Source organism: Bacillus sp. AC266 (assembly GCF_979253805.1).
Map to the genome: position 1 here is coordinate 96,047 of NZ_CEEDEC010000004.1, position 16,188 is coordinate 112,234.

Consider the following 16,188-nt stretch of genomic DNA (forward strand, 5'->3'; position numbering starts at 1 on the left):
AAGAAGCTGGCTCTCAATTTTATTTTTTATAAACCTTTGTTGCTTCCATTCTTTTCTTTAGCGCCCTCACATTCTGAGCGAGCCGCTTACACTTTTTTTATAGTAATTCAAACACTCCCGCTGCTCCCATTCCGCCGCCGATACACATTGTTACGATACCGAATTGTTGGTTGCGACGTTTCATTTCGTGAATAAGAGATAGTGTTAGTTTCGCTCCTGTACAGCCAAGTGGATGTCCAAGTGCGATTGCACCGCCGTTTACGTTTACTTTTTCTTCATCTAGACCAAGTTCACGAATAACTTGGATAGATTGAGAAGCGAATGCTTCATTTAGTTCAAATAGACCGATATCAGATAGCTCTAAACCAGCTAATTTTAACGCTTTCGGAATTGCAGCAATTGGGCCGATTCCCATTACTTCTGGTGGTACTCCAGCTACTGCGAATGAACGGAATTTTGCAAGTGGCTTCATGCCATCGCTCACTGCTTTTTCACGATCCATTAATAGTACAGATGCTGCACCGTCACTCATTTGTGAAGAGTTACCAGCCGTTACAGAACCGCGAACGTTAAATGCTGGACGTAATTTACCTAAAATGTCTAGCGTCGTCTCTGCTCTTACACCTTCGTCTTGTGCGAAAATGATTGTTTCTTCTTGCAGTTTGTTGTTTGATCCAACCGAGCGTAACGTCACATCTACAGATACTGTTTCATCCGCAAAGTTCCCTGCAGCTAATGCTTTCGCAGCACGTTGATGACTTCTTACTGCAAATGCATCTTGTTCTTCACGAGAAATTCCATATTTCACAGCAACTTGCTCTGCTGTATGCCCCATACCCATATAATATTCTGGTGCTGCTTCTACAAGGCGACTATTCGGACGAACAACGTGTCCCATCATTGGAACTAAACTCATTGATTCCGCTCCGCCTGATAATACAGCTTCAGAGTGACCAAGCATAATGCGCTCTGCTCCGTAAGCGATACTTTGTAAACCTGAAGAACAGTAACGGTTAATTGTAATAGCTGGAACATCGTAAGAAAGTCCTGCTAATCCGCCGATATTACGAGCCATATTTAAACCTTGCTCTGCTTCTGGCATCGCACAACCGAAAATTAAATCATCGATTGGTCCTTCATAATTCGCACGCTTTAACGTTTCTTTTACTACTAACGCCCCTAGATCGTCAGGACGAACTGTTTTTAATGAACCCCTCTTTGCTTTTCCAATTGGTGTTCTTGCTCCCGCAACAATGACAGCTTCTCTCATGAACGATATCTCCCCTCGTTATTAGTTACGTAATGGTTTTCCTTTTACAAGCATGTGCTGCATTCTTGCTTGTGATTTCATCTCACTTACTAAGCTAATAAATGCTTCACGTTCTACATCTAATAAATACTGCTCATCAACTTCTGTTCCGTACGGCACTTTTCCGCCCGCAATGACATATGCCAGTTTCTTCGCAATGTGCAGATCATGTTCAGAAATGTAACCTGATAAATGCATTGCCTCTGCACCAAGTACAAGCGCTGCATATCCTGTCTCACCAACAACTGGTATCTTTTTGCGGATAGGTGCTTTATAACCTGCTTCATATAAAGAAAGTGCTTTTTGTTTCGCATCATATAGTAAGTGATCACCATTCACACTAATACCGTCTTTATCGCCTAAGAAGTTGTTCGATACAGCTTCTTGTGCTGATGTAGAAACTTTCGCCATCGCTACAGATTCGAATACTTTATTCGCAACTTTTTGTAAGTCAAATTCTACACCGTTTGCCATTTTGTTTAAGTGTTTAATGTATAACTCTTTGTTACCGCCTCCGCCAGGGATTAAGCCAACACCTACTTCTACTAAGCCCATATATGTTTCGCTAGAAGCTTGAATGCTCGCTGCTGGTAAACAAACTTCTGTACCGCCGCCAAGCGTCATACCATATGGCGCCGCTACAACTGGCTTAGAAGAGTACTTAATTTTCGTCATTGCATCTTGGAAGTTTTTCACAACCCACTCAATTTCAAAGTAGTTGTCGTCTTGTGCTTCCATTAAGATCATTGCAAGGTTCGCACCAACGCAGAAGTTCTTCGATTGGTTTCCGATAACAAGACCTTTATAATTTTTCTCTACTTCATCAACAGCGTAGTTAATCATTTGCGTAATATCCATACCGATTGCATTGCTCTTCGAATGGAATTCTAAGCAAAGGATACCATCGCCTAAATCGATTAAGCTCGCTCCGCTATTTTTCTTTAATACGCCATTTTTCGCTTTTAATTGTTTAAGAGAAATTGCCTTTTTATTACGTTCGATTAGCTTATATTCGCCATTATCGTAATAGTAGCTATCTCCGTTATCGTGTTTGTAGAAAGTAGTGAAACCTTTCTCTACCATTTCTTTCACCCAAGTCGGAACAACTACGCCGTTTTCTTCCATCTTTTGAACGGACTTTTCAACGCCGATTGCATCCCAAACTTCAAATGGCCCTTGCTCCCAGCCGAAGCCCCACTTCATCGCTTGGTCAATTGCAACGATATCGTCAGCAATTTCTTTATGAAGTTTTGCAGAGTATAAAAGAGTTGGTGTGATGATGTTCCATAACAACTCTCCTGCGCGGTCTTTCGCGTATACAAGCGCTTTCAATTTATTCGATAAACCTTTTTCTTGTTTACTTAACTCGATAGATGCAGCTTTTAATTTCTTGCGAGCTTCGTATTCCATCGTTTCAGGATTTAGTTCTAAAATTTCTTTTCCTTGTTTTAAGAAGAAGCCTTGACCTGTTTTGCTTCCAAGCCATTTTTTATCAAGCATGTCATGCATGAAAGCAGGTACTTTAAATACATCACGCTCTTCTTCCTGTACATTTTCATATACGTTATTTGCAACGTGTACAAATGTATCTAAACCAACAACATCTAATGTACGGAACGTTGCGCTCTTCGGACGACCAATTAATGGACCTGTTACAGAGTCAACTTCTCCAATGCTATAGCCACGCTTAATCATTTCTTGAAGCGTTACAAGCAAGCCATACGTACCGATGCGGTTTCCAATAAAGTTTGGTGTGTCTTTTGCGATAACAACGCCTTTTCCAAGAACGTCTTCGCCAAATAGTTTCATGAAGCTTAATACTTGTGGATCAGTTTCTTTCGTCGGTATTACCTCTAGAAGTTTTAAATATCGTGGTGGGTTAAAAAAGTGTGTTCCTAAGAAGTGTTTCTGGAAGTCGTCTGAACGACCCTCTGCCATTTTTTCAACGGAAATGCCTGATGTATTTGAGCTCACAATTGAGCCTGGTTTACGAACAGCATCTACTTTTTCAAATAGTTTCTTCTTTATATCTAAGTTTTCAACTACTACTTCAATAATCCAATCTACATCAGCTAGACGCTCAAGATCATCTTCTAAGTTACCCGCTTCAATCAGTGCTAAATTTCCTTTCACTGTCAGAGGAGCTGGTTTTTGCTTTAATAGTTTTTGCACAGCCGTATTACTAAAACGATTTCTCACACTTTTATGTTCTAATGTAAGTCCCTTCGCCTCTTCTTCTTTCGTAAGCGCAGGTGGTACAATATCAAGCAATAATGTCGGAATACCAATATTAGCTAAGTGTGCCGCAATTCCTGAACCCATTACGCCTGAACCTAGAACAGCAGCCTTTTTAATTTGGAACATCCATTTCTCCCCCTATTCTTGAATGAATGCTCATTCAATTTTTCGACATAAGTCGCAATCAATGAGTGAGCCTCTACTAATAAATATATGATACAGTTTGAATTTTCGCAATATATTTATTGATAAAATTTTCTGAAATAAATATATTTCTTTCATTTGGCTATGCTATACATGTGTATTTTCTTCATCAAAATGCACTTTTCCTTTTTATAATCTGACGAAACTGGAGGAATATATATGGCAAAACTTAAGAAGAACCCTTCAAAAGCTGGAATTAGCGCAGCAAGCGTAACTGGAAATGCAGGCCCGCATAATCAAGGTGTTGAAAAAGGGCGTCAAGGTAATAACCAACAATATAAGAAGCATAATATGGGCGAAAAATAACGCTATATTTTTGGGCAGAGAACGTGGCATAATGATTAATGGCTGCTTTTTCTGCCCAATTTATTTGTACATATGGAAAACAAAAGAGGGAACGACGATGAAACGAACAATAATTATGATTGTAATGATTGCCACACTATTTACAGGGATGATTTTCTTCTCTTATGCACAAAGGCAACAAGTTGTAAGAGCAGATCAGCCTAACATTACTGGGCAATACGGGATTACAATCGATGCAGACACAGGTGAAATTTTGTATGGAAAACGGGAAGATGAACGCTCTTATCCGGCTAGTATAGGGAAAATGATGACTACCTTACTCTTACTAGAAAATGTGAAAGAAGATGAAGAAATTACGGTTACAGAGAATGCGATTAAAACGGAAAGTCAAAGTAAGAAGATTAAGCTTCGCGCGGGTGAAAAATTAAAACGTGATGAGGCATTAAAACTTATGCTTATTATTAGTGCAGACCCAATCGCTGAGTCAATCGCAGAACATATCGCAGGATCAAAAAATGAGTTTGTGAAAATGATGAACGCTAGGGCGAAGGAACTTGGGACAAAACATGCGACTTTCAAAAACGCAAGCGGTGCTGATGCACTTGGAAATAAAGTATCACCATATGACATTGCTATTATTACGAAAGAAGCCTTGAAGTATCCGATTGTTTTAGAATATATGAATTCAATACATACAACATTACATACTTCAGAGCGTTCTCCGAAAATCGCAAACTATGGACGGGAAGAACTATATGATGATTCATATGCGATTGGAAGTAAAAGCGGTTTATCAGCACTCGGAAAATACACAGTCGTAACAGTTGATGAAAAAGACGGTAAACGCGTCATTAACGTCGTGTTATCTTCTACTCGTACGCAGCTATATCCTGATACGAAGAAAATGGCGCACTACGCATTTCAGCAATTAAAATAACCAAGGAGTATTTACTCCTTGGTTATTTTTTGATCATACCTTTTAATACGAACGCAACGTTTGCTGGACGTTCTGCTAGACGGCGCATGAAATAGCCATACCAGTCGTTTCCATAAGGCACATAAACGCGCATTTTGTAACCTTCTTTTACTAGCTCAAGTTGACGCTCTGTACGAATACCAAATAACATTTGGAATTCAAATTGATCCCTTGGAATGTTGTGTTCTTCCGCAAGTTTTTTCGTATATTCAATAATCGCTTCGTCATGTGAAGCAATTGCAGTGTAATTTCCATTTAATAAGTGCATTTTAATAATTTTTTTATAATTGTCATCTACATCTTTCTTATCCGGGAACGCTACCTCTTCAGGTTCTTTATAAGCTCCTTTTACAAGACGTAAATTAGGACTATAAGCATTTAATTCTTCCATATCTTTTTCTGTACGATATAAGTAAGCTTGAATAACTGTACCAATATTATCGTATTCAGATTTTAATTGTTTAAAGATATCAATTGTTTTTCCGCAGCGCGTATAGTCTTCCATATCAATTGTAATAAACACACCGTTTTCTTTTCCAGCTTCTAAAATACGGCGCATATTGTTCATTACGATTTCATCAGAGATATCTAATCCCATAGAAGTCATCTTTAAAGAAAGCTGCGAATTAAGACCTTCTCTTCCAATTGCACGAATCGCTTCAATCGATTCGCTAGCCATTTCATTTGCTTCCGCTTCGTTATCAACGAATTCACCTAAATAATCGATCGTTACACAAAGACCTTGCTTATTTAATGCTTTAATTGCAGCTGTCGCTAATTCAATCGTTTCCCCTGCGACGAAGCGACCTGCACCAAAGCGTAAACCGTACTTTTTAGCCAGTTTTGTTAGCGCTTTATTTTTAGATAAGAAAAGAAACGAATTTCGCATTAATTGTTCCATGTAATTCACCCCTACGACTATAATTTATCTGTTTTTTACCCCTCTTCGAAATTATATCACTGTTTAAAATTATTTGATACAAATAATTATTTAGATAATTTATAAAATACTATCAAAACATTTAAAACTCTATATTCTCGTTTGTAAATATGAAGAAACTATTTTTCGACATTCAGAAAAAACGGGTTTACTAGGGAAAAAATGAGCATGCCGAAAATATTCGACATGCTCACAAAACCATTTATATTTCCTGTAAATTATATAAGGATATTAATAACAAAAACTTGAGGTAACATTATCTCAAGCCTTCTTACTTCTCATTTCGCTTCTCATCATTCAGCTTTTTAATATTCGTAATTAACTGTACCATCTCTTCTTTTGCATCTGGATACGTCTCATTCCAATGTTTCACTAAAGCTGGCATCGTCTTAGCCATATAAGAATAAAGTGCCCATTTCTGTACCTGCTCTTTTCGCTCTTCGTTGCTCTCTCCAAGTAATAGTTCCGTGTATTTCTCTAGCAAGCCATCAAACTGCTCATTAAACTTTTCACTCATCTTATTTTCCTCCTATATGAAAAAAGCAGCGAAGATCGCTGCTTTTTCTTATAATTTTGATCGAACAGAGTTTAATTTCTTCTCCATCGTACTTACTTTATCACGGCGATCATCGATACGAATTGTTGTCGCAACGCGCTGTGCACCTTTCGTGTATGGAACTTCATGCATTTGTTGAATGACTTCTAAAATGACAGGAAGATCTCCTTCAATTACTGTATTCATCGGTGTTAATTGATACTTCACGCGATCAGCATTTTTCTCTAGTACCTTTTGTACTTCTGCTACATATTCACTAACACTTGGATTACCTGTTCCTACTGGAATAATCGATACATCAACAATTGCCATAATAATCTTCCTCCTATTACTGCTTCTTATATATCCATTGTCTATTTTACCGAAATTCTCATCATTTTACTAATACGTTACTCTTCTACTTTAAACTGCTCAACCAATCTTTCTAAGTCCTGCATATTCTCTGTCAAACTTTCCATCGTATGAGCTACTTTTTCTAAATGATTCACTTGTGACTCAGTTGCTGCATTTACCTCTTCAGAAACAGCCGCACTCTCTTGACTCGTGCTACCAATTGTTTGCATAACTTCTGTAATTTCTTCTTGCTCGTGACCTATGTTATTTACCTCTTCTACAATTTTTTCAACTGAGGCACTAATAGTATTTACAACTGACATAATTGTGCGGAATTCTGTCTCCGCCTCTGTCGTAACTTTATTTTGTATATCCGCAATGTCTTTCAATTTACTTACAACTTCTATAACTCGCTTTACTTCTAACTGCACATCGCTAATCATTATTGTAATCTCACCCGTTGCCTCTTTTGATTGTTCAGCTAATTTCCGAACCTCTTCCGCAACAACAGCAAAGCCCTTACCTTGCTCACCTGCACGTGCTGCTTCAATTGAAGCGTTTAAAGCCAGTAAATTCGTTTGATCCGAAAGACCTTTTATAAGTTCTACCACATTTTGAATCGATCCAACCCTTTGCTCTAACTTACCGGACGCTTCTTCCGTATGAACAACGATAGAAGATGATTGTTCTCTTGTACGAACTAAATTTCGCATCGTATTTAATCCTTGCTTAGATGCCTCTTCAGCTTTGCCAGCCACTCCTTTTATTTCACCAACGGAGTTATTCATTTGTTCCACTGACTGCGCCATATTCTCGAGCTGTTCTGAAACTTCATCTACACTATTAGCAAGAGTAGACGCGCCTCCGCTCACATCATCCATTGCACCTGAAACTTCTCTACTAGCTGCTACAGTTTCATTCGTTAAATAATGCAGATTGTGAGTCGATTTCTGTACTGTCGATACACTATTTTTAATTTTACTTACCATTTCATTCATTTGCTCAACCATATCATTAAAGTGAGTCGTAAGCATACCAACCTCATCTTTACTTGTCACCTTCATTTGTAGTGTTAAATCACCTTCCGCTACTTTTTGAACGTGATTTGTTAATAGTTGTAATGGTCTTGCTAATCTTCTTGAGAATAAATATGATGCTACTATTCCAACTAATAAACTAATACACGCCATTATAATAACTGTATTTCTCGTACTACTTAACAATCCATCAATCGTTTGTTTCGGATAAAAGATTCCTATCTTCCATTTCATCGCATCAAATGACTGACTATAAACAACTACATCTTCACCTTTTAATGTAGTGACAGCATATTTTGTTACCTCTTTATTTAAACTCTTCATAAGTGGCTCTTTAGAAACATCTTTCCCTACTTTTTCTGGATAAACAAGAGCCATATTTTTATCATTTATAATAAACATTTCTCCGTCATTATTGTATTGAATATTGTGAAGCAATTTCTGAATTGTTCCGAGCGATACATCCATCGCAACAACGCCTAATACAGATCCATCTTGAGCTGTAATTGCTTTAGAAACCCCTACACTTAACTTTCCTGTCGCAATTTCATAAGAAGGTTGTCCCCAATGAACCCTTTTCACATCAGCCTCTGAATCTTTATACCACGTTCTTGTCGTTGGATCATATCCTTCTGGCACTTGCCCACCTTCAGCAAGATTGGCACTTAATGTTTTTTTATCTTTCGTACCAATATATAAATCTAAAATACCGGGATGATTCTTTTTATACTCTGCAAACTCTTTCGTTAAAAACGCTTCCTCTTCTGGAGTAACCCCATCTTGAATCATATTACGAATCATCTCACTGTTCGCGTAATACCCCATATCTTCATCAGTTCTTTGAACAAATGTCGTAAGTTGCTCTGTCACAAGGTCCATCGTATTTTGAGAATACTGGTCTAAGGAACGCACTTCCTTTTCTTTCTGTAATTGATACATAGCTGTACCTAATATTACGAACATCATAGAAATAAGTACCGAAAATACTACTGCAATTTTTAAACGTAAACTTCTCAACATATTCCCTCAAGCATCCCCTTCTCGGTAAAATTTAATCATACTAATCGCCATATTAAGTATAATGGATAAATCAGAAAGCTCAATCTATATAGTTTAAAAACTTGAAATTTATTCTCATTTCAATCAACTTACTTGTTATCTCAACACTTGTGTAAAAACAAATAGTTCATTATCCTTAACATATAATCTCATTCGTTCGGAGGGAACTATGCTACAAAAATTCGGTTTCTCACAATATGAAAGCCAAGCTTATGAAGTTGTCGTATCAAGCAATGACCCATTAGATGCAACAACTATCGTTAAACATTCAGGTGTTCCAAAAGCAAAAATATACGAAGTGTTAGCACGACTCATTGATAAAGGGATGGTAATGGATTCTGTTTCTGAAAAGAAAAAATTGTATACAGCATTACCACTCAAGCTAGCAATTGAAAAGTTAACGACAGAATTCCAATCTAATATTAAAGAACTTGAAAATAATATTTCTAAAAAATCATTTACAGATGACCGCGTTTGGAGTTTAAAAATGCAGTCTTCTATTAAAGTACAAAGTAGGCAACTTGTAGAAGATGCGAAAGAATCCATACGCATCTCCGCATGGAACGATACCCTTTTAGAATATCTTCCTTTACTAGAACAAAAAGCAAAACAAGGCGTCCAAGTCGAGTCCCTCATAGTTGGAAAAGTGGAAACTGACTTAGAAAACATGCATTTTTTAATCCCAGCTCAAGAACCTAACGCATTAGAGCGTTATTTACTACTCATCGTTGACGATAGTGAAATTTTATTTGCTGGTGTAGAGCAAGAATCATGGCAAGCGATGAAAACAATGTCACAACCTTTCGTGAAGTTCTTTACGGAGTTCTTCTATCATGACGTTGCACTTGCGAAGATTACAGAGAAGCACCATGATCTCTTTATGCAGGATGAGGAAATTAAGGAATTGTTGATGAAGTTGAGGTATTAACAAATCCCAAAATCGATTCTACCATTTGAATAGATAATATAATTTTTTATACAAAAAAAGCTGTACCAAACGGAGTTTTACATACTCATTTGGTACAGCTCTTTTTTTACGCTTTCGCTAATTTAATTTTATGTAGTTGGTTTTTCGGATGGTTTTGATTTGTAAATACAGAGCGTTCATTTTACGATTTTTTTTGCTCCTTTATCTCCATCAAAAGCTCAATAATCTTCTCATTTTGCTCTACTTGTTTCTCAGAATTTTGATAGATGAAACGAATCCATCTAAATACAAAAATAATAAGAAATAATGGGACTAAAGAAATTAGAAAACCAATAATTGAAAAATTAGACTCCATATACTATCACCTCGCTATATACTCCCTTCTCCATTTCTCTACTAACCCCTGCAATTTTTCACACAAAAAAGAACCTATCAAATGATAGATTCTTCTTTCGCAAGCTGATTCGAGCGTCCTCTCGTAATAGAGAAAACCGCACAAAGCAGTGCAAATATAATGAAAACGCCGCCTACCCAAGCGTTATATATAACAGATGATTTCTCAATAACAACTCCGCCCACTGTTGAGCCAAGTGCAATTCCTAAATGAAGTGCAGAGTTATTTAAACCTTGCTGAATACCAGCTGATTCTGGCGCAATTTCAATTAAATAGTTTTGCTGTGCTGGCGAAATTGCCCAGCTCAGCATACTCCAAAGCCCCATCATAATAATGAAAAGCGGGAATGAGAATGTCATCATCGGCAACATAAAGATTGCACATGCAAATACGATAATGATGGAAATAATACTTTTCTTCGATCCCCATTTATCAGCAAGCCAGCCACCAAGGCCACCTCCAAGTACCGCTGCAATTCCGAAAATGAAGTAAAACACACTAATCCAATTTGCTTCAACATGCATCACATCTTTTAAAAATGGTGTTAAATATGCGTATAGCGTTAAATGACCTGTTAAAAATAAAAATGATGTTAACTGTGCGCTTACAATTTTTTTATCCTTTAACGTAGCAATTTGTTCTCTTATTGATAATACCGATGTCGCTGGTACTTTCGTTAAGAATAATGAAATACAAGCAATCGCTATAACCGTTAATATTGAAATTAATACAAATGGTGCACGCCATCCATATGCATTTCCGAGCACAAGACCGAGCGGTACTCCAAGTACGAGTGATCCACTAATACCCATAAAAATGATTCCAATTGCACGCGCACGAAAATGCGGCTCTACTACACTAGAAGCAAGTGTAACCGATAGTGCAATAATAAGCGATCCACTCGCTGCACAAATTACTCTCGAGAACATTAACATCCCGTAATTCACACTAAATGCCGAAATGATATTTCCAATTAAGAAAATTGATAATGCCACAACATACAATTTCTTTCTTTCAAACTTGCCTGTTAATGCTAATAAAACTGGCCCTGATAGAGCGAATACTACTGAAAATATTGTAATAAGCTGACCAGCTGCACTAATCGACACACCTAAATCATTGGCAACTAAATCAAGCGTTCCTCCTATAATTAGCTCAACCGTTCCGACTACGAAAGCCGCAATAGCTAAAATATATACACGAAAATTCAAGTCTTCCCCCACACTTTCTCTTTTGGTTACTACTATTATAGTAACCAAAAGAGAAAGTGGACGCAAGTACAATTTTTTTACAGCGAAAAAAGCAGGCGTATTATACGCCTGCCCTTCAATCATTAAACTCCAGTTTCTTTCTTCTTATTTAAGTACCAATACACCGGAAGTCCAGTAAATACCATTCCAATTGATAAGAAACAACTTACCGGATCGTTAATAATCGCACTTCCAAGTACAAACAATGACCCTAAAATCGCAACGATTGGTACAATCGGGAATAACGGTACACTATATGCACGCTCTTTATCCTTGTTACGTCTTCGTAAAATGAAGACACCAATAAACGTCATTACGTAGAAAATATAAATAATGAATACGGAAATCTCAGATAGCTTATTCGGATCACTAATAAGCATTAAAATAATTCCTAAAATGATTTCAACAGTAATCGCATTTGCTGGTGTTTTAAATCTCGAATTTTCTTTTGCAATAAACTTAGAAAACGGAAGGTGTCCACGCTCTGCCATCGACATCGGAATACGTGGGAACGTTAAAATCTTTCCATTTAAACAACCGAAAATAGAAATGATAATACCGATACTAATAATTTTCCCGCCATATTCTCCAAGTAACATACCCGCAGCTGTCGCTGTTGCATTTTCTCCAAGGTCTACAATTTTCGCTGCTGGTAATACATTTAATAACGCTAAGTTAATTAACACGTAAGCAGCTGTTACAATTAAAATCCCAACTGTCATTGCCTTCGGTAATAACTTTGTTGGATTCTTCATTTCTCCGCCAATAGAAGCAAGCAAAATCCAGCCATCATAGGCAAATAAAGTTGCTAAAATTGCCATCCCGATACTTTGATTTTCTGATATCGGTACAACTACGTTGAAGATATCACTATTCCCTTTCCAAAACCCTAGCACAACAATTAATATAATTGGAATCATCTTCCCAATTGTCGTAACCGTTTGGACGATGCCCCCATATTTTGTTCCCAAACTATTTATAACGCCTAGGAACACAACTGTTCCAATTGCGATTGGTAAATTCCAGACTTTATCTAAATAGAAAAAATTGATCATTAAAGAACTAAAATACAAACCTAACGTTCCAATAATAGCTGGTCCATAAACAATTGTTTGCATCCAGCCAGATAAATACCCCCAAAAACTTCCGTAAATCTCCTCTAAATACGTATACAACCCACCATTTTTCGGAATTTGCGCTCCAATTTCGGCTACTGTTAAACCACTTGCTAACGTCAACAGACCACCAATTATCCAAGCAAGAATAGCCATATTAGAACTCCCTGAGTAATCTAATACGCTCCCTGGTTTCATAAACACACCAGACCCAATAATAGTTCCTACTACGATAGAAAGTGCTACTGTTAAACCAATTTTGTTTTTCTCATCATGATGCATGCTGCGTATCCTCCTTCCAATTCTAGTGTGATGCAAAAATGAAATAAAAAAACACTCCTCCCTAAAAAAGGGACGAGTGTTGTATTCGTGGTTCCACCCTTGTTTCAATTAGTAAAGTGACACACTTCACCAATTTCTCAAGTCTAAATAACGGTTTTTGCCGGCATGCAATTACTAGATATACGTTCACTGCTGCAGTTCAGAGGTGGTAATCGATTTTCCCGTATTAGGAAGCTCACAGCCAAAGGCCTCCCTCTCTGATAATCGTAAAAAACTGATCATATCCTCATCATCACTTCTTGATGTCGAATTTTGTAGTTGTTTCCCATTATATTGAATTGTTAGAAAAAATCAATATATTTTTTATATAACATAAGAAACATTTCTCTTCTTATATTATAACAGAAGTTCCGACACTTCTCTAATTTCCTAAAAATGGTATAATCAATGTAGAAGGTGTACTAATAATGATTGCTATTTTTTGTATCAACGCTACGGTTCTTTCTTTTATATTCGCTATCATGTATCGATATAAGTATCCTGGTTATAGCATTTTAGCGGTAGCTATTATACCAGCTGCTTCCTTCTACGTATTAGATAAATACCGATATACTGAAGTGTTTATCGGTTTTGCAATCTTCTACTGCATCTTTGGATACATACTAACAATGAAAAGAATTTCGATAAAGTGAAACTTTAATCAATGGGGGTTTTATCCATCTCCCACTGATTATTAGCCTTCACCAATCGGGCGTTTACGGGCAGTTGATCTCCCACCTAACTTCTTTGCTCTAATCCAATTTTGAGGTGGGTGTCTTACTGCCGGCAAATAGCGGGATGAATCATTAAAAGGGACCGATTTCTGCTTACAGAAATCGGTCCTCGCATTTGTCGTATGTACCTTTCGTTTGCCCACACGAAAGATACTACATAGTTCAATTATTTATCATCTTTTTTCATAAAAAATTTATGATTTGGAAGATCCACATTTAAATCTGCTAATTGTTTCTTTTCCTTTTCTAGAATCGCTTTCGCTTTTTCTTTTGTCACCTCATCTAAGTTTGCAAAGATGTCTTCATGCTTCCCTTTCTCTGGAAGATTCACACCTAGTTTTGTCAATTCTTCTTTCGCTTGCTCGCGAGTTAATTTCCCGGACTTTTCTTGCTCAAAAATAGACTTCGCTTTTTCTTTTGTCGCCTCATCTAGATTCGCGAACATATCACCGTGCTTCCCTTTCTCTGGGAATTTCACACCTAGTTCTTTCAACTTCGCTTTCGCTTGCTCACGAGTTAGTGTTCCAGACTTTTCTTGCTTCAAAATTGCTTCCGCTTTTTCTTTTGTCGCCTCATCTAAATCCGCGAACATGTCACCATGCTTCCCTTTCTCTGGAAGCGTTACGCCTAATTCTTTCAATTTCTCTTTCACTTGATCATGCGTTAATGCTCCGGACTTTTCTTGCTCAAAAATGGACTTCGCTTTTTCTTTTGTCGCCTCATCTAAATTCGCGAATATACCTTTGTGCTTCCCTTTCTCTGGGAATTTCACGCCTAGCTTTGTTAATTCCTCATTTGCTTGTTCGCGAGTTAATTTCCCGGATTTTTCTTGCTCTAGAATCGACTTCGCTTTTTCTTTTGTCGCCTCATCTAAGTCCGCAAGCATGTCTTTGCGTTTCTCCTTCTCTGGAAGTTTCACACCTAGTTCCTCTAACTGTTTCTTTGTATCATCCATAATCGTTTTTACTTTTTGTTTTGTCGCTTCATCTAAATCCTTCTTCGCAGTTTTTGTAACTTGATCGGCCGCTGGAGTATTCGTTGCCGCAAACGCTGGTATGCAAGCTCCTCCTATAATTCCAAATGATAAAGCACCTGCAATTGCTACATACCCAACTGTTTTCTTCTTCATAGGAAATTTCCTCCTTCATATTTCTAAAGCATGTACACTTTCGTATACAATGCCAATAGTAATGTTGGTTTCTTAAAATTTCCTTAACGATTTAAATAAAAAACACCGCTCATCACGAGCGGTGTTTTTCTAAGCTTTTTGTAATTGTAATTCTTCACGTTCCATTACTTTTCTTAATACAATTGTTTGTGTCATTGTAAATAAGTTACCTGTAATCCAATACAGCACCAGTCCTGATGGCGCCGCAAATCCCATAAATAGAATCATTGCAGGCATCATAATTTGCTGTATTTTCAGCATTTGAACTTGTTCTCCAGGCGTTACATTTGATTGGAACACCTTCATTTGAATAAATGTTGTTAACGCTGCGATAATCGGTAATATATGATATGGATCTGCATGTCCTAGGTTCACCCATAAAAATGAAGATGTACGAATCTCTTCAGTTCGGCTAATCGCATAATACAAAGCAGAGAAAATCGGCATTTGTATAAAGATTGGCCAGCACCCAGCTAACGGATTCCAACCGCCTGATTTCATTAGTTCTGACATTTCTTTTTGATACTGCTTTTGTTTTTCAAGATCTTTACCCACATCACCGTATTTCTGTTTCAGCTTCTGTAATTCAGGTTGCATTTTTTTCATTTTCGCTTGGCTACGATATTGCGAAACAGCTAATGGAATCATTGCTGAACGAATAACGAGCGTCATGATAATGATGGCAATCCCGAAGCTAGCTCCAGGTATATGATGAGCAACAAATTGAATCATAAATGAGATTGGATATACGAAATAATGGTTCCAAATTCCCGTACTATGTGAATCAATTGTACCTGCATTACTGCAGCCAGATAAAACAAAAACAAGTAATAATGATAAACTAATGAGCCTAGCTCGGTATGATTTTAACATGTTCATTCCTCCAATGTTTCGTAATTAATTAGCGAAACATTGGTGTATACGGACCTACCTCGTCACTCTCTCCACTCGATTCTTGTCTGCGGACAGAACGAATCATTCCATATTTATAAAAAATAGAAAATAGCGGTACATTTCTTGTACCCTCTTCACACGTATCTACTAGTTTAAAAGCTCTCTGTCTACCGCTCGATGCTTGCTGACGCACAAAGCGAGAAACGTTAGCAAGAAAAAAGACTTCTAATACACAAAGCGCTGTCGTTACAAACGATATATATAGAATTGCATCCTGCAATAAAAATTCCATCGCTTCACATCCTTAATAAAGTCATTTTAGCATATTCAGCAAACATTCTCTATTTCCTTTTGTTCTCAAAAGTTTTTTTGCATATTTTCTCAAAAAATTATGCTAGAAAACCAATGTATTCGCTTTCTTTAGTA

The 16,188-nt window shown here is 37.2% G+C and carries 16 protein-coding genes and 1 other annotated feature; of the genes, 4 read left to right on the forward strand and 12 right to left on the reverse strand.

What is annotated here, in order from left to right:
• Nucleotides 1-97 precede the first annotated feature (97 nt).
• Nucleotides 98-1,270 (reverse strand): acetyl-CoA C-acetyltransferase, encoded by a 1,173-nt coding sequence (locus AC0IXC_RS17570; protein ID WP_001206332.1) that lies wholly within the window; start codon nt 1,268-1,270, stop codon nt 98-100.
• Nucleotides 1,271-1,291: 21 nt separating this feature from the next.
• Nucleotides 1,292-3,673, reverse strand: a complete 2,382-nt coding sequence (locus tag AC0IXC_RS17575; protein WP_061673679.1) for a 3-hydroxyacyl-CoA dehydrogenase/enoyl-CoA hydratase family protein — start codon at nt 3,671-3,673, stop codon at nt 1,292-1,294.
• A gap of 237 nt (nt 3,674-3,910) precedes the next feature.
• Here AC0IXC_RS17575 and AC0IXC_RS17580 point away from each other — a divergent pair, with 237 nt between their 5' ends.
• Nucleotides 3,911-4,057, forward strand: coding sequence for a YuzL family protein (locus tag AC0IXC_RS17580; protein ID WP_001096346.1), 147 nt, complete (start codon nt 3,911-3,913; stop codon nt 4,055-4,057).
• Between the two features lie 97 nt (nt 4,058-4,154).
• Entirely contained in the window at nt 4,155-4,994 is an 840-nt protein-coding gene (locus AC0IXC_RS17585) for a D-alanyl-D-alanine carboxypeptidase family protein (protein ID WP_002143652.1), read from the forward strand.
• A 22-nt stretch (nt 4,995-5,016) separates the two neighbouring features.
• On the opposite strand, the gene AC0IXC_RS17590 is transcribed toward AC0IXC_RS17585, so the two are convergent.
• The 4 genes from AC0IXC_RS17590 to AC0IXC_RS17605 all read right to left on the reverse strand — a co-directional run bounded on the left by AC0IXC_RS17590 (nt 5,017) and on the right by AC0IXC_RS17605 (nt 8,919).
• Complete coding sequence (locus AC0IXC_RS17590; RefSeq protein ID WP_002034609.1) at nt 5,017-5,934, reverse strand: proline dehydrogenase family protein; 918 nt, start codon at nt 5,932-5,934, stop codon at nt 5,017-5,019.
• Nucleotides 5,935-6,244: 310 nt separating this feature from the next.
• Complete coding sequence (locus AC0IXC_RS17595; RefSeq protein WP_001290599.1) at nt 6,245-6,490, reverse strand: YusU family protein; 246 nt, start codon at nt 6,488-6,490, stop codon at nt 6,245-6,247.
• A 48-nt stretch (nt 6,491-6,538) separates the two neighbouring features.
• Entirely contained in the window at nt 6,539-6,841 is a 303-nt protein-coding gene (locus AC0IXC_RS17600) for an MTH1187 family thiamine-binding protein (RefSeq protein ID WP_001018862.1), read from the reverse strand.
• Nucleotides 6,842-6,918: 77 nt separating this feature from the next.
• The gene (locus AC0IXC_RS17605) at nt 6,919-8,919 is read right to left on the reverse strand and encodes a methyl-accepting chemotaxis protein (protein ID WP_471653085.1); all 2,001 of its coding nucleotides are present in this window, start codon (nt 8,917-8,919) and stop codon (nt 6,919-6,921) included.
• Between the two features lie 208 nt (nt 8,920-9,127).
• Here AC0IXC_RS17605 and AC0IXC_RS17610 point away from each other — a divergent pair, with 208 nt between their 5' ends.
• Nucleotides 9,128-9,886 (forward strand): TrmB family transcriptional regulator, encoded by a 759-nt coding sequence (locus AC0IXC_RS17610; protein ID WP_002143655.1) that lies wholly within the window; start codon nt 9,128-9,130, stop codon nt 9,884-9,886.
• 181 nt (nt 9,887-10,067) lie between these two features.
• Here the strand turns inward: AC0IXC_RS17610 and AC0IXC_RS17615 are convergent, their stop codons facing one another.
• The 3 genes from AC0IXC_RS17615 to AC0IXC_RS17625 all read right to left on the reverse strand — a co-directional run bounded on the left by AC0IXC_RS17615 (nt 10,068) and on the right by AC0IXC_RS17625 (nt 12,927).
• On the reverse strand, nt 10,068-10,241 hold the full coding sequence (locus tag AC0IXC_RS17615; protein ID WP_002034605.1) for a hypothetical protein: 174 nt from the start codon (nt 10,239-10,241) through the stop codon (nt 10,068-10,070).
• 77 nt (nt 10,242-10,318) lie between these two features.
• Nucleotides 10,319-11,614: an MFS transporter gene (locus AC0IXC_RS17620; protein WP_471653086.1), complete on the reverse strand. Its 1,296-nt coding sequence runs from the start codon at nt 11,612-11,614 to the stop codon at nt 10,319-10,321.
• Nucleotides 11,614-12,927 (reverse strand): APC family permease, encoded by a 1,314-nt coding sequence (locus AC0IXC_RS17625; RefSeq protein WP_471653087.1) that lies wholly within the window; start codon nt 12,925-12,927, stop codon nt 11,614-11,616. Before AC0IXC_RS17625 ends, AC0IXC_RS17620 begins: the two co-directional genes overlap by 1 nt.
• Before the next feature lie 65 nt (nt 12,928-12,992).
• Nucleotides 12,993-13,229: a binding site (T-box leader), on the reverse strand.
• 165 nt (nt 13,230-13,394) lie between these two features.
• Here AC0IXC_RS17625 and AC0IXC_RS17630 point away from each other — a divergent pair.
• Nucleotides 13,395-13,619 (forward strand): hypothetical protein, encoded by a 225-nt coding sequence (locus tag AC0IXC_RS17630; protein ID WP_471653088.1) that lies wholly within the window; start codon nt 13,395-13,397, stop codon nt 13,617-13,619.
• Between the two features lie 247 nt (nt 13,620-13,866).
• Here the strand turns inward: AC0IXC_RS17630 and AC0IXC_RS17635 are convergent, their stop codons facing one another.
• The 3 genes from AC0IXC_RS17635 to AC0IXC_RS17645 all read right to left on the reverse strand — a co-directional run bounded on the left by AC0IXC_RS17635 (nt 13,867) and on the right by AC0IXC_RS17645 (nt 16,054).
• Nucleotides 13,867-14,829 carry a hypothetical protein gene (locus tag AC0IXC_RS17635; protein ID WP_471653089.1) on the reverse strand — a complete coding sequence of 321 codons (963 nt, stop codon included), beginning with the start codon at nt 14,827-14,829 and terminating at the stop codon, nt 13,867-13,869.
• A gap of 129 nt (nt 14,830-14,958) precedes the next feature.
• Nucleotides 14,959-15,741, reverse strand: coding sequence for a membrane protein insertase YidC (gene yidC / locus AC0IXC_RS17640; RefSeq protein WP_002015966.1), 783 nt, complete (start codon nt 15,739-15,741; stop codon nt 14,959-14,961).
• A gap of 28 nt (nt 15,742-15,769) precedes the next feature.
• Nucleotides 15,770-16,054, reverse strand: a complete 285-nt coding sequence (locus tag AC0IXC_RS17645) for a hypothetical protein (RefSeq protein ID WP_002015967.1) — start codon at nt 16,052-16,054, stop codon at nt 15,770-15,772.
• Nucleotides 16,055-16,188 lie beyond the last annotated feature (134 nt).